The organism is Niabella sp., assembly GCF_030150205.1.
Taxonomy (GTDB): Bacteria; Bacteroidota; Bacteroidia; order Chitinophagales; family Chitinophagaceae; genus Niabella.
On sequence record NZ_JASLGT010000008.1, the window covers coordinates 205,227 to 220,117 of the forward strand.

The window sequence follows — 14,891 nt, forward strand, 5'->3', positions numbered from 1 at the left end:
CATCAATCCTATAGCATCACAGGATATCCGGCTAATGGATTATTTAATCCCAAACGGCCGCAGCACTTCCTGTAAACAATACCAATCTATATATAAATTACACCTGCTTCACCTGTATGTACAAAAAAAGGATGTACCTGTGGTAGCATCCTTTTTTACTTCGTTGTTGATTCTTAACTGCACCCAAGGCTGTTGCCGCAGTTCAGACATTTATAACAGGTTCCGCTGCGAATGGTGATATGCCCGCATACGTTACAGGCCGGAGCATCACCCTGCATATTCTTTGCTGCCGCATTTACCGCATCCAAGCCCGTCTGGCCATCATATTTAGAACCGGCTGTGCCTGGTACCGGTTTGGCAGCAGCCTTGCCCACCACCCGTACTTCGCTTAGTTCTGGTGTGCGGTCCCCAATGGTGGGTGTTTCCGGATCCCAGTTTTCTTCCCCGCCAGATCCATTCGTTCCATCCAGCACGTGCACCAGGTCTGCCCGCCCCAGGTATTCATAGGCCAGCGCCCGGAACATAAAATCAATGATGGATGTGGTTGATTTAATATTCGGGTGCTGTACCATTCCGGCCGGCTCAAATCTTGTAAATACAAACTTTTCCACAAACTCTTCCAGCGGCACACCATATTGTAACCCGATAGAAACGGCGATGGCAAAGCAATTGAGCATGCTGCGCATGGTGGCGCCTTCTTTTGCCATATCGATAAAGATCTCACCCAGGGTGCCATCGCCATATTCCCCCGTACGCAGAAATAATGTTTGCCCGTTCACCTTTGCCTTTTGCGTAAACCCTCTGCGTTTTGCCGGTAATGAGCGGCGCTCCACAATCATGGCCAGCTGGCGCTTTAGCGAAGTGTCGGCACTGTCCTGCACGCGGCGGTTGACTTCTTCCAGCAACTCTTCGATCGTTAATTTTCCCAGGTCGATGATCGCCGCTTCCTGCTGCATTTCTTCGGTACTTTCTTTATCATCATCCGTCTTTGATTTTGTATCCGCCTTATTGCTGAGCGGCTGGCTCAGTTTAGAACCGTCGCGATATAGCGCACAGGCTTTTAAACCCAGTTCCCAGCTTAATTTGTAGGCGTCTGCAATTTCCGTTACAACCGCCTCATTCGGCAGGTTAATGGTTTTGCTGATGGCACCGCTGAGGAAGGGTTGAGCAGCAGCCATCATACGGATATGCCCGTGTGCATGAATATAACGCTGCCCGTCGGGACCACATTTATTGGCGCAATCAAAAACCGGCAAATGTGCTTCCTGCAGATAAGGTGCCCCTTCTACCGTCATAGCACCGCATACATAGGTATTTGCGGCTGCAATTTCCTTTTCGGTAAAGCCCAATGCTTCCAGCATGTTCCAATCGAAATTATTATACTCCTCCGGCGTAAAGCCCAAACGCTGCAGGCAGGCTTCTCCCAGGGTAAACACATTGAATGCAAACCGGATCTCAAAAGCTGTAACCATTGCGGCATCCAGCTGTTGCAGCTCCGGAGCGGTGAGTCCTTTTGCCGTAAGCGTTTCGTTATTGATGTAGGGTGCACCTTTTAAAGTGGCATGCCCTTTTGCATAATTGACAATTTCCTCAATTTCATGTTCCGCATATTTCAGTGTGCGCAATGCCTGGGGTACACTCTGATTGATGATCTTAAAGTAACCACCGCCGCTGAGCTTTTTAAACTTAACCAGGGCAAAATCGGGTTCTACGCCGGTAGTATCACAATCCATCACCAGCCCGATGGTACCCGTTGGGGCAATCACCGTTGTTTGCGCATTCCGGTAACCGTTCTTCTCTCCCAGCTGCACGGCGTTGTCCCAGGCCCGGGTAGCAGCTTTTAACAGGTATTCAGGGCAATGCGCCGCCTGAATACCCTGCGGCCTGATCTGTAATCCCTCGTATGCATCTTCGGCATCATAAGCCGCTGCGCGATGATTGCGCATTACCCGCAACATATGCGCTTTGTTTTCCTCATAGCGGGGAAACGCCCCCAGGTTACCCGCCATTTCTGCCGAGGTGGTATAAGATACACCGGTCATGATGGCCGTAATAGCCCCCGCTATACCGCGGGCCGCATCACTATCGTAAGGAATGCCGCTTACCATCAGCATTGATCCGATATTGGCATAGCCCAGGCCCAGCGTGCGGTAATCATAACTCAATTGTGCCACTTCCTTTGAAGGGAATTGTGCCATCAGCACAGAGATCTCCAACACCACCGTCCATAAACGACAGGTATATTCAAAACCCGAAACATCAAATAATTGCTGCTGCTCATTGAAGAACTTACGCAGGTTCACACTGGCCAGGTTGCAGGCCGTGTTATCGAGGAACATGTATTCGCTGCAGGGATTGCTGGCGCGGATGGGCCCTCCCTCCGGACAGGTATGCCATTCATTAATCGTAGTGTCATATTGTGTTCCGGGATCCGCACAACGCCAGGCGGCATAATTGATCTGGTCCCAAAGATCTTTTGCTTTTACTGTACGCATCGTTTTACCGGTGCTTCTCGCTTTCAGCTCCCAGTCCCCATCTGCCGCCAACGCCTTAAAAAAAGCATTCGGAATGCGCACGGAATTATTGCTGTTCTGCCCGCTTACGGTTCTGTAAGCCTCGCCTTCATAGTCGCTGGAGTACCCTGCAGCGATTAATGCCGCCACTTTTTTTTCCTCCTCTACCTTCCAGTTTACAAACTCCACAATCTCCGGGTGGTCCAGGTCCAGGCAAACCATTTTGGCAGCGCGGCGGGTTGTGCCCCCGCTTTTAATAGCGCCTGCTGCCCGGTCGCCGATTTTTAGAAAGCTCATCAACCCACTGGAGGTACCGCCGCCGCTTAACTTTTCGCCTTCTCCACGAATGCTGCTGAAATTGGTGCCCACCCCGCTGCCATATTTAAAAATACGCGCTTCACGCACCCAAAGGTCCATTAACCCGCCGTCGTTCACCAGGTCGTCCTCCACATTTAAGATAAAGCACGCGTGCGGCTGCGGCCGCTCATATGCGGATGTAGATTTCTTTAGCTTTCCATCTTTTTGATCCACGAAGTAATGCCCCTGGGGCTTGCCGGTAATTCCGTATACCTCATGTAACCCGGTATTGAACCATTGAGGGCTATTGGGCGCGCAGGACTGGTTCAGGATTGAATACACCAGTTCATCATAAAAGACCTGGGCATCTGCTGTTGATGCAAAATAATCATAACGCTCACCCCACATGCGCCAGCAATGTGCCAAACGGTGCGCTACCTGCTTTACACTTGTTTCACGCCCCAGGCTTCCGTCGGGCAACGGAACGCCCGCCTTTCGAAAATATTTTTGCGCCAGTATATCCGTTGCAATCTGACTCCATTGCCGGGGAACTTCTACATCATCTAACTGAAATACGACTTCCCCTGTGGGGTTTTTAATCACAGAGCTGCGATAATCGTATTGAAACATGTCGAAGGGACTAACTCCATCCTGAGTGAATTTCCGGGTAAAACCCAGGCCATTCCGGTTTTGCTTTTTCGTTGGCGCCATTTTATAAAAGTTTGGTTAAGGTTAAAAACACTGAAGCGTGAATAACGAATTTACTTTTACTAAATGGGGTTTCCCAGCGCTAAATATGCACAGTTGTGGATAAAAAGAAATAAAAAAAAAGTTCAATACAGGAACATGTAGCCGTTTACCCTTCGTACAGCGCCGGCAACCATAGCCGGTTACGGTCATTAACTTTCCGGAAATAGCAGTCTGCACATGCGCAGACGAATGCGGGTTGTAAATGAGTAATGCTTTTTAAACCAGACCACTGCGCAATTGATCCAGTTTAAGGTAGCCGATGCCAACCGGATCTTCGGTTAGTCCTTCTTCTTTTGTAATGGTGAGCATAAACTGGTGTTTCTGATAAGCCGGCAGGATGTCTTCCACGTTAAATACATCATCAATATCGACACCGTATTTATTATCTATATGGCTGACCGCCTTTGCTACAGCATTGTAATCTTTATAAAAAGCCGTCTGCTTTGCCCGCTGAACAGCAGTGCCCATGCTACCGGCTACTGTTATCAGCTTATGATGGTACTCCTCAAAGCTTCCTGGCAGGTAACCCCCAAGATTGATAAAAAATAATTGTTCTGTTGGTACATTCCTGTGTGCCCGCACTTCAACACGGATCCGGAATCCATCAACGGCGCTTATTTCCCGCCACGCATCGATATGAATTTTACCGCCGGCCTCCGGCCAGAACTGCTGTATATCCGGAATGAGTGCTTCCAACCCGCTGCCGATGCAAAAGAAAACGTCGTGTTGTTCCGTGTGCCGTCCGGGAGGGGTGCATCCCAGTAAAAGATAAAACAATTTATATTCCGCCATGGTCATTTATATGGATCAGTTGAAATAATTCATCTAAGGTCCGTACCGGTTTTTGGCAGGCATAGTTTTCGCAAAGGTAGATCAGCAAGGGCGCTCCGGCCTCTTTACCGGCAAGCAACGGAAAACGGTCATCAGCTGCCGCTGCCGCCATAATGATGCTGTGCGGCAGTAACCGGCGTAGCAGGGATGGAAATGTTTCTGTATAGTCGCCCAGCAATACAATTTCTTTAAAGCCTTTGCTCACCAGGTAAAAATCCAGCATCCAGGCACCAAAGGATGTGGGATATTTAAGAATGGCATTACTCAGCTGCGCAATCATGCGTTCGGCCTGTAACCGCCACTCCGGTTTATTGAATAAGACGGCTAATGTAAGCAGGTTCCGGGCCATTACGGCATTGCCCGAAGGTGTGGCGCCATCGTATACCTCTTTTTTCCGGAGGATCACATCCTGCTGGTTACGGGGTGTATAATAAAAGTAGCCGGTATCTTCCTCAGCGAAATCTGTTTGAACAATTTCGCAGATGGCTGTTGCTTTCAATAGCCAGGCCCGGTCGGTTGTAACACGGTACAGTTGCAGCAGCGCTTCTATTAAAAAAGCATAGTCGTCCAGGAAAGCCGGATATTTTGCCACGCCCGCTTTCCATACATGCAAAAACCGTCCATCGCCTTCCTTAAAAGCGTTCAGGAGAAACTGCATACAGGTAATAGCGGTTGTTTTGTATGCTTCGTTACCGGTAGCTTCAAAGGCTTTGCCATAAGCTGTGATCATTAACGCATTCCAGCCAAGAATAATTTTATCATCCAGTCCCGGGTGCACTCTTTTGGAGCGTTCCTGTAAAAGCCGGGAGCATCCTTCTTCCAGGATGGCATCCAGTTCCTGCACGGTTATTTGCTGTTCCGCAGCCACCTCTTCTTTTGAACGCCATATGCGGGGGATATTCGTTCCTTCCCAGTTTCCGGTTTCGGTAATATCATAGTAGGTTGTAAACGGCCCCGCTCCGGCGCCCAGCAGGCCATCGGTTTCCTTTTTGCTCCAAACATAAAACTTGCCCTCCACTCCTTCGCTGTCTGCATCCAGGGCGGCATAAAATCCACCCAGCGGGTGCTGTAGTTCCCGTTCAATAAATGTAAGCGTTTGCGCTACACAGTGCCGGTACCGTTCTGCCCCGGTAGCCTGGTAGGCTTCACAGAGGGTGGTAACCAACAATGCATTGTCGTAGAGCATCTTTTCAAAATGAGGCACCAGCCATTCGGTATCCGTTGCATACCGGGCAAAGCCGCCCCCTACCTGGTCGTAGATTCCGCCTTCTATCATTTTATCCAGGCTCAGCAAGGCCTGTGTTTGTGCTTTTTCTGCAAGGCTTTCCGGGCGTACTGCCTCCAGCGCCGCATAGTACAACAAGTAGCGGATCGTTTGCGTTTGCGGAAATTTTGGCGCCCGCCCAAAGCCGCCCCAGGAAGTATCTGCCTGCTGTAGGATATTGGCGCAGGCCGTATCTGCATCATCTGTTGTAAACGTCATTGTACCTGCCTCCTGAATTCCAAAGGCATTGGCATCTACCAGGTGCTGCGTAAGATTTTCTGCCTGTTTTTCAATATCGGGTCTTTTTTGTTTAAATGCATCGGCCACCGCCTCCAATACGTCTTTCCATGAGGGACGGTTTGCATAAGCCTGCGGCGGGTAATACGTGCCCCCATAAAAAGGCTTTTTCCCCGGCGTTAAAAACACATTCAGCGGCCAGCCACCGCTCCCGGTCATTGTTTGAACGGCGTCCATATAAATATGATCCAGGTCCGGACGTTCTTCCCGGTCTATTTTTATATTGATAAAATGCGCATTCATCAGCGCCGCTGTTTCTGCATCTTCAAAACTCTCCCGCTCCATTACATGGCACCAATGACAGGCAGCGTAGCCAATGCTGACCAATATCGGTTTGTCTTCCGCTATTGCCCGCTGCAACGCTTCTTCCCCCCAGGGATACCAGTTTACCGGGTTATGGGCATGTTGTAATAAATAAGGACTGGTTTCGTTTATAAGATGATTGGACATGAGGAAAGTTTAAAGTTCCAGGTTTAAGGTTTGAGGTTTATGATAACTGAATTGATAGCTGAAGGCTAAAGGCTAAAAGCTGAATGCTGGCCAACGTTTAAAGTCAGAGCCATTTTTCATACCCGCCCCCCTGCTCTATTTTCACATTTCCAAATTCCCACATCTTCATATTTTCAAATACTACCGTCCCCACCCCCATTTCAAAAATACCGGCATGGCCTTTCCCCAGGTAGCCACATCATGTTTGCCTTCATCCAGTTCCAGGTAGGATACATCTTCCGGTTTGTAGCCCTTTTTCATCAGTTCTGTTACAAGATCACGGGTATCATCCACTGCGTCAATAACTCCATTATTGTTGCGGTCGTGCGCTTCATCCATCAGGCCGCATTGCAAAAAGAACCGGAGCCCGCGCTTATAACTTCCATTCCGGATCTGCTGCTGCATAATGCGATCCTGGTCATCATCATAGGTAACATCCTCCTGGTCCTTGCTCCGCCACCAGAGCGACCCGGAGAAAACACCGGTTTTGGAAAACAGCTCCGGATGATTCCATACAATGTCCAGCGCACTCAGTCCGCCCAGCGAAAAACCGGCAAATGCCAGTTCCCGAAAGCCGGGAACCCTGTATTTATCCAGCGTATAGGGAACCAGCTCTTCAATGACAAAACGGGTATAATCCGCGGCGCGATCGCCCCGGCCCATATAATCGGCCTCAGCGGCTACTCCATATTCCCGCTTCCGGTCTGGCCCGGCGGTAATACCCACGCATAAAACCGGGGTAATGGCCCCGGTTGCATACAAGCCGGATAACAGTTCCTGCAAGCCCATTGCCGGTAAATCCTGACCATCGTTGATCAGCAGCAGGCTGAGATCAGACAGGTCATCCACCCCCGTAGGCAGATAAAAATCAACCGTCACAGCTCTTTTCAGTAACACAGATAAAACAGTTGCCCGTTCTGCTACATAGTCCAGTTCCTTTACCATATTCATTCGCCCAAAAGTAACAAAATACCCCAATCCGGTATCGAAATATTAAGGCCGGTAATAATTTTTTGTGAGGAATTAGAGAATAACTTAAATTCAATCTCAAATTAAACAAAACAAGTATGGAGCCTGTAAAAAGCGGTATAAAGCCAGGTTCACCGGGAACTGCTTTCTTCCTTTTGCCGGGCTATGAAATCATATTAAAACAACAAATATGCGGTAACAACAAAATATAGCGAATTTTTCGCCCATTCCCGAATCACCATTTAGACACCGGTCCACAGCCAACGTGCGGCCATGGATCACGAAACCGGTTCTGCACAGCAGAACAATAAACAATAAGAAAATGAAAAAAATCGGAATTCTATTTGGGAAAGAACGCTCTTTCCCGGAAGCATTTGTGCAGCGGATAAACAGCAAAGGCATCGACGGGATCGTTGCGGAACCTGTGCGTATCGATAAGGCCCTGCAGGGACAGCCGTCCGGCTATTCGGTGATCATCGACCGCATCAGCCAGGATGTGCCGTTTTACCGTACCTGGTTAAAGAATGCAGCTGTAACCGGCACAGCCGTGATCAATAACCCGTTCTGGTGGAGCGCTGATGATAAGTATTTCAATAACTGCCTCATGACCCAGATCGGGGTTCCGGTACCCAAAACGGCCATCATTCCCTCGCACGACCGTCCGGATGATACGTCCGATGAATCGTTCAGCAACCTCGCCTATCCGCTGGACTGGGAAGGGATCTTCCAGGAGGTAGGTTTTCCGGCGTACATGAAACCTTTTGCCGGAGGCGGGTGGAAAAATGTGTACAAACTACATGACAAAGAGGAGTTTTTCGAAAAGCACCGGGAAACCGGTCAGCTGGTGATGCTGCTGCAGGAAGAAATTGTTTTTGAAGAATACTACCGTTGTTACTGCATTGGAGGAAAATACGTGCGCATTATGCCGTATGAGCCCCGCAACCCGCATCATTTGCGCTATGTAGCCGATTTTGCCCCCACTGCAGAAAAACTGCAGGAGATGACCGACATTGTACTGAAAATAAACCGGTACCTGGGCTACGATTTCAATACGGTGGAGCTGGCATTGCGCAACGGGGTTCCTTTTGCGATTGATTTCTGCAACCCGGCCCCCGACGCCGATATAAAGAGTGTAGGTGCAGAAAATTTTGAATGGGTGGTGGAAACATCGGCCAATTATGCCATCGAAAAAGCACTGGCCAATAATGGCGGCAACAACCTTACCTGGGGGGAATATGTAAAGAGAAGCGCGGGGAAATAAATTTTAAAATGTGATAATGTGGAAATGTGATAATTATTCATCCGCCAGGCAACTGTCCGCATTTACAAAGTCAGTTGATTTTCCGTAGAAGTGTCCCAAGGCTCGAAGTGCTCCTTCGGAGCGTCTCGGTGCCCTAAAAATTTTCAGATTACCGCATTTTCATATTTCCATGCTATCACATTTTCACATTAATAAAAAATGAGCATCAATTATAAAACATTCACGCTTGGCGTGGAAGAGGAATACATGGTTTTAGATAACCAGACCTTCGAGCTGAAAAGCCATGAGCAACGGATCGTGCAGGAAGGACAAAAGATCATTAAGGACAAGGTGAAGGCAGAAATGCACCAGGCCGTGGTGGAGGTGGGTACCGATATCTGCCAGGATATTGATGAAGCCTACAACGATGTAGCCCTGCTGCGCAAAACCATTTCTGATATAGCCGGCACCCTCGATCTTACGCTTGGGGCATCGGGCACGCATCCTTTCAGCCATTGGGAGAAGCAACTGATCACCGATCATATCCGGTATAACGAGATCGTGGCCGAATTACAGGAGGCCGCACGCAGCAACCTTATTTTCGGACTGCATGTACATGTGGGTATGGAAAGCCGGGAGCTGGCCAATCATATCGCTAACTCTACACGATATTTCCTGCCCCATATTTTTGCATTAAGTACCAATTCCCCCTTTTGGGAAGGAAGGACCACTGGTTATAAATCGTACCGCACCAAGGTATTTGACAAGTTTCCCCGTACCGGTATCCCGGACGCGTTTGAAAGCATTGAAGCCTACGACAACTATGTGAAAATGCTGATCAAAACCAATTGCATCGACAATGCAAAGAAAATATGGTGGGATCTGCGGGTGCATCCTTTCTTCAATACGGTGGAGTTCCGCATCTGCGATATACCCATGACGGTGGATGAAACGATTACGATAGCAGCCCTCTTCCAGGCCGTTTGTGCCCGGATCTATATGCTGCGCAGTAAAAACCTTAATTTCATCCAGTACTCGCGTCCCCTTATTAATGAAAACAAATGGCGGGCCAGCCGTTATGGCATCGACGGGTACCTGATCGATTTCGGCAAGGAAGAAGAAGTGAATACCCGCGCGCTGATCTATGAGCTGCTGGATTTCCTGGATCCCGTGATCGACCACCTGGGCAGCCGGCACCGCATCGAACATGTGCATAAGATCCTGGAGCGGGGTACGGGGGCCGACCGCCAGCTGGACCTGTTTGAGCAAACCAAAAACCTTACGGATGTAGGCCGGTATATCAGCGAAAGTTTTCTGGAGGGATTGTAAGCTGAACGTTCAGCCGCCCTTGCGATGCCCCATTAAAAAAAGCCCGCAAATCGTATATGAGACTGATTTGCGGGCTTTAATATTACCGGGATACAGGATATAGTCCGGTATGAGTAACAACAACTACTACTTCTGTATCACCTTGGAGGCCTTACTTTCTTTATTGTCGCTGTTAATCGTGGTTACACAATAATATCCTGCAGAAGTAGCATCCGTTGTATGATCATTTGTAAGGGCCAGCACCTTTGCCTCCTGCTTCAGATCCGGAGTGTAATACACCACCGACCGTACATTTCCGCCGGCTTCCCATTTCAGGCTGTTGCCTTCAATGCGTACATTCTGCGGTTCTGCCGGATCGGGAGCCACGCTCCGTCCCAAAAACGGAATCACTGTTGGCGTAGTCCAAAGTGTGGCCAGCTTATCGGTAATACCGATGGGATTCTGCATCACATACTTGGCACTGTATAACAGATGCCCTACAGAAGCCTTGTATTTTTTTGTAAGTGCCCATTGCTTTTCCAGTTCATTTACCGACTGGAACGCAGCGGGTGCAGTGGGATCTCCGAACCGGTAATAACCGTATCCCACCATCATTGCAGCCTTATAACGAAACTGGTGCCACCATTGCAAACGTTCCTTAAAATCGTTGGAGGCAGCGCCAATCTGCTGATACAGCTGCGGGATGATCACATCCAGCCAGCCCTCCTGGTTCCATTTCAATACATCGGCATATAAGGTATTGTAATTGTAGGTATCGCTTGCTGCAGGCGATATGGAAAAGACCACTTCCGGCCGGGTTGCCACGATGATATCATGTACGGCCTTTATCGCCTTGTTCACATTATCCCTTCTGAAGTTTTCGATTGAAGCCATACCTGCACCATACTTTGCATAATCAGCATTATCGGAAACCATGGTACCCGCAGTTGACGGATCGGGGTAAAAATAATCATCAAAATGAATACCGTCCACATCATATTTGGTAATGATATCCTTTACAATATCTGCCAGTCTTTGCCGTACCTCAGGAACCGCGGGGTTGTAGATCTGGATCTTTTCGTGGCTCACCACCCAATCCGGCTGTATCGAAGGATGCAGGGCCGGATAAGCAGCAGTGCTGCTGGCCCGGGTGGCAATCCGGTATGGATTTAACCAGGCATGAAACTCCATACCACGGGCATGTGCTTCATCCAGCATAAATTTCAACACATCATAACCCGGATCTTTTCCTCTTGTGCCGGTGATGGCCGCGCTCCAGGGTTCGTAGGGCGAATTATAAAACGCATCCCCCATCCCTTTTATCTGTACAAAAACTGCATTCATATTTAATTGTTTAAACCGGTTGAGATAATCAATATACTGCTGCTTCTGCGTAGCCATATTATATTGATCCTGCGGCCAATCCAGCCCCCAGGCTGTGGTTACCCATACGGCCCGCATTTCTTTTTTAGGGATGGTAAATACATCTGCCTGGGGTTCTATATCCACATTATCATTATCTTTCTTACATGCGTTAAACCCCAATATGAACGCAGCAATTATAAAAAGCCAGCTAATCTTTTTCATATCCTATATTTATTTATTCCGCTCTCTGCGGGATGTATGAATGTTTTTCAATAACCGTTACATTAATCGTCTAACGCTTTTTTGGGAAAATCGATCATTACAAAGCCAGCATCTGTATGCGCGGAATACAGGGTAAGTTTTTCATCCCTTCCCTCTGCGTCCCTGGTAATAGACCACCGGGTTTGTAAAAAGCAATTGGAGGTAACCGGCCCTAGTAAAGAGTACTGAAATACCGGTGTTTTGTCCGTTCTGGTATTAAATTGCTCAAGTGCCTCCCTTGTTGTATTTCCTTTTGTAATATCATATACATATAGTACGACAGGATCTGTTCCGGAACGCGCAGCAGTAGTCATAATCAAGTAGCGCTCCCTGTTAAAAGTAATCACATGCGCATCAGAACCTCGTACCGGCACTGCATCACTGTTTAATGCATAAGACACTACAGCTGATTCGTTGGCCAACCGGATGGGCGCATCATAACCCGTGTAGATATAATCGGATGTATTTACTACACGGTTAAAAGACATTACATAACTGGATCCGGTAGCACTCACAAATGCTGCTGGTTCCGAAATTTGCGTATAGCCGGTTACTTTCACCCGAACAACCCTAGTAGCCGCGTTATCACCAAAGAAGAAATACCCATTGCCATCCTTATCAAGATTTGCGGACATATTATCTCCAAGGCGTACGCCTCCGTCCGGCACAACCAAACTGCCAATCAATTGAGGAGCGGCCGCAGGATTTGTCCAATGATATATTTTTAGCGGAGAAGCCGCCGAGTTACCGGAAAGATTCGCAATATAGGAGTGACCATTCACCTGTGCACCCACATTTACGGCATATGTACCACCGGTTACCCCTGCCTGGTTCAGCGGTATGGGGGCCACCAGATTATTCCTGATATCAGATGCCTTCAGCAAGTGAGATCCGCCCGCAGCCCGGCTTACGATCAATATATGCTCGCCATCAAAACCAGATCCTCTTGTTAATGCCCCTGTAAAGGAAGGATAAACAGGATTTCCTAATTCATTATTCGTATAATCATATATCTGGGGTTTTGCAAAATCGGCCCCAAAGGGAGGAATTTTCAGCACCAGCGTAGCAAAGTATTCGCGGAAATGCATATTATTTACTACTTTAACAACCCTGGTAAGCGACGATTTGCCATCGATGAAATAATTGCTGCCATCTTTGAAGTCCAGCTGGAACGAAGTTGTTTCCAGTACCGCGCCATCCGACATGGTTGCCTCAATCCTGATATTGCTGAAATCGCTCATTGTATCTAAACGAGGGAAAGAAATGCTCTTCCGGTTCTCATCAATCGTACCTTCTAAGGTTGTATTCCTGTTTGCACCGGCATTTACAATTTTTATGGACTTCAATACCACTTCATCCGTCGAGTCTACATTCGCCGGATACTTTTTCTGACATGACATCATCAATAACACGATCAATAATGTCAACATCACTGTTGCGTACTTTGAAATATTTTTTACCATTTTATTCAATTTTTCATTGACGAATCGATTATCATTGATACACCGGCCACCCTTCTGTCTGCGACAGCGTATAACCCATACTTTTATAGTCATCCATCTGGGTTTTACCTACCGGCGCGAGATAGGGGTTTACCCCGGTTTGATTCAGGAACGGCAACCGACCATTGGTATTGGTTCCCCGGTAAAACCCTTTCATTAATGCGCCATTGGTTCCGTCAAATACAACAGGGCTGCCTCCGGCAAGCGGCACCACTGATATCTGACCTATTTTATTTGCTTCCTTCGTCAGATCACCCGGTAATTCTGTAGGAAAATTCACCCAACCTCCAGATAACAGATCCGGCCGGTCATTGGTGTCCATATACTCCAGTTTTTTCCATCGCTTCAGGTCCTGGTAGCGGGAATATTCAAAAACGAATTCCATCCGGCGTTCTCTCCGGATCTCCCATAGCAAGGCCGGCACCGAAGGATCCTTTGCCGGGTCATCGGGAAGGTTGGAAAGGTTTAAAGCGGCTGTTTTAACCACACCTTTTGCAATGGCTTCCGGAGCCAACGGCCGGTTTCGTATCCTGTTAATAGAAACATCAATGTCGGATTGTGTGGCCGTCCCCAGTTCCGCCTTGGCCTCGATCCAGTTTAACAGGACTTCTGCATACCGGACTACGGGATAGTCTGTTTGATTTTTATTGGAGGTAAACTCCACCGGTACAGAACCACCGGCATCAACCGTAGCCACCACACTCCTGGGCAAAAACTTATTAATATACCAGTAGGACGCCCGGTTCCTGACATTGGGCTTATCGTAAAACGTAGCTTCCAGGCGTGCATCTCTTGTCTTGATCATATTGGATAAAGTAAAATCACTGGCATTGGCCACGCCTGAACTTTGATACGGCTTTCCATCCACACAAATAAAGGATTTGATCAGGTCGGTAGTGGGTCCAAAAGCAACCGACTCCGATAAATTATTGTTGGTTGCTACCGCGTGGGTTACACCAACGGCCGGATCATAATGCCGGTACATGATAACGTCCTTATTACCTGCCAGCGTATTAGAAGTAAACAAGGTTCTGAAATCGGTCACAATATCATACTTACCACTATTCATCACTATGGCCGCAGCATCCTGCGCCAACTGGAAAAACTTACCGGCCTGTGCTGCGTTATTGTAGTAATATTTTTGCCAGGATCCTTCAGCAAGTGCAATCCTGGATGCAAAAGCCGCTACGATATACCGGTTCACCTGCTGGTCTCCATCGGAAGCTCTTACATTACTCATAGCAAATTTCAAATCCTCATATACGGCATCCATTACCTGGTTGCGCGGAGTGCGGGGTTTGTATAGGTCAGCCAGATCGGTTTCTACGGGCACATAGTCAAAGTAAGGCACATCTCCGTAAGCAGCAACCAGCTCTGCATACTCCATCGCTCTGAAAAAGCGGCCAATACCCGTCCAGTGATTATACGCTTCTTCCGGCAAGACACCTTTCATTTTTGTTTTAACCCTGTCGAGCATGATATTGATGGAGCGCAGGGTACCCATGCCCCATATCCCACTATTGGGCACAGCCCTTGCAAAATTTCCCTGGTTGCCCATTATAAACACATCATCACTAAACGTAAAGCCAAGTAATGCTGCGCTGGATTCAGCGCTGAACTGCGTACCGTATCCTACAAAATAGCCTGTATAAAATTTGTTGGCGTAGAGCCGCACGTTATCTTCAGAACTCCAGGCCGTTTCATCAGGCTGGTTGGTCAACGGAGGTCTGTCCAAAAATTTTTTACAACCGGTGGCCGCGATTATTAAAAGCATCAATATAAATGTATATTTCTGTCTCATTTTT

9 protein-coding genes are annotated in these 14,891 nt (G+C 48.0%); 2 read left to right on the top strand and 7 right to left on the bottom strand.

Annotated features, from left to right (window positions below; genetic code table 11):
- Positions 1-173: 173 nt before the first annotated feature.
- From Q1V85_RS05595 to Q1V85_RS05610, 4 genes are all read right to left on the bottom strand, one after another.
- A complete protein-coding gene (locus Q1V85_RS05595; protein WP_300598295.1) occupies positions 174-3,521 on the bottom strand; it encodes a vitamin B12-dependent ribonucleotide reductase in 3,348 nt (1,115 codons plus the stop codon).
- Between the two features lie 255 nt (positions 3,522-3,776).
- Positions 3,777-4,352, bottom strand: coding sequence for a DUF1543 domain-containing protein (locus Q1V85_RS05600; RefSeq protein WP_300598297.1), 576 nt, complete (start codon positions 4,350-4,352; stop codon positions 3,777-3,779).
- Positions 4,339-6,402: a thioredoxin domain-containing protein gene (locus tag Q1V85_RS05605; protein WP_300598299.1), complete on the bottom strand. Its 2,064-nt coding sequence runs from the start codon at positions 6,400-6,402 to the stop codon at positions 4,339-4,341. The genes Q1V85_RS05600 and Q1V85_RS05605 overlap by 14 nt, the downstream gene beginning before the upstream one ends.
- 180 nt (positions 6,403-6,582) lie before the next feature.
- The gene (locus Q1V85_RS05610; protein ID WP_300598301.1) at positions 6,583-7,392 is read right to left on the bottom strand and encodes an alpha/beta hydrolase-fold protein; all 810 of its coding nucleotides are present in this window, start codon (positions 7,390-7,392) and stop codon (positions 6,583-6,585) included.
- 340 nt (positions 7,393-7,732) lie between these two features.
- Here Q1V85_RS05610 and Q1V85_RS05615 point away from each other — a divergent pair, with 340 nt between their 5' ends.
- Both Q1V85_RS05615 and Q1V85_RS05620 read left to right on the top strand, forming a co-directional pair.
- Complete coding sequence (locus Q1V85_RS05615; RefSeq protein ID WP_300598303.1) at positions 7,733-8,671, top strand: hypothetical protein; 939 nt, start codon at positions 7,733-7,735, stop codon at positions 8,669-8,671.
- Between the two features lie 198 nt (positions 8,672-8,869).
- Entirely contained in the window at positions 8,870-9,979 is a 1,110-nt protein-coding gene (locus Q1V85_RS05620) for a carboxylate-amine ligase (RefSeq protein ID WP_300598305.1), read from the top strand.
- Between the two features lie 126 nt (positions 9,980-10,105).
- Here the strand turns inward: Q1V85_RS05620 and Q1V85_RS05625 are convergent, their stop codons facing one another.
- From Q1V85_RS05625 to Q1V85_RS05635, 3 genes are all read right to left on the bottom strand, one after another.
- Positions 10,106-11,545 carry a family 10 glycosylhydrolase gene (locus Q1V85_RS05625; RefSeq protein ID WP_300598307.1) on the bottom strand — a complete coding sequence of 480 codons (1,440 nt, stop codon included), beginning with the start codon at positions 11,543-11,545 and terminating at the stop codon, positions 10,106-10,108.
- Positions 11,546-11,607: 62 nt separating this feature from the next.
- A complete protein-coding gene (locus tag Q1V85_RS05630; RefSeq protein ID WP_300598310.1) occupies positions 11,608-13,047 on the bottom strand; it encodes a DUF4623 domain-containing protein in 1,440 nt (479 codons plus the stop codon).
- Positions 13,048-13,078: 31 nt separating this feature from the next.
- A complete protein-coding gene (locus Q1V85_RS05635) occupies positions 13,079-14,887 on the bottom strand; it encodes a RagB/SusD family nutrient uptake outer membrane protein (protein WP_300598311.1) in 1,809 nt (602 codons plus the stop codon).
- Between the last annotated feature and the right edge of the window lie 4 nt (positions 14,888-14,891).